Origin of the sequence: Streptomyces cinnamoneus, assembly GCF_014650495.1 — a bacterium.
GTDB classification, from domain to species: domain Bacteria; phylum Actinomycetota; class Actinomycetes; order Streptomycetales; family Streptomycetaceae; genus Streptomyces; species Streptomyces cinnamoneus.
Window position 1 is genome coordinate 1 of the sequence record NZ_BMVB01000091.1, and the last position, 606, is coordinate 606.

At 51.5% G+C, this 606-nt stretch carries 1 rRNA gene; it reads right to left on the bottom strand.

The annotated features are described in order from the left end of the window. Positions 1-606 (bottom strand): 23S ribosomal RNA (locus tag IE182_RS32965); the annotation flags it as partial.

The window sequence follows — 606 nt, forward strand, 5'->3', positions numbered from 1 at the left end:
CCTCTACCAATTAACATTCGTCAATTCCCAAGCTTCGGTAGTGTGTTTCAGCCCCGGACATTTTCGGCGCAGGACCTCTTGACCAGTGAGCTATTACGCACTCTTTCAAGGGGTGGCTGCTTCTAAGCCAACCTCCTGGTTGTCTTCGAAATCCCACATCCTTTTCCACTTAACACACATTTTGGGACCTTAGCCGGTGGTCTGGGCTCTTTCCCTTTCGACTATCCAACTTATCTCGTATAGTCTGACTCCCATACATCATCTACGCGGCATTCGGAGTTTGATATTCTTTGGTAGGCTTTGACGCCCCCGCGGAAATTCAGTGCTCTACCTCCGCAAGACTCGTATGAGGCTAGCCCTAAAGCTATTTCGAGGAGAACCAGCTATCTCCGGGTTCGATTGGAATTTCTCCCCTACCCACACCTCATCGCCACCCTTTTCAACGGATGTGCGTTCGGTCCTCCATTGCCTTTTACGGCAACTTCAACCTGGACATGGGTAGATCACCCGGTTTCGGGTCTGCTCCGACTGACTATATTCGCCCTATTCAGACTTGGTTTCCCTTCGGCTCCGGACCTTCAGTCCTTAACCTCGCCAGCCAGCGCA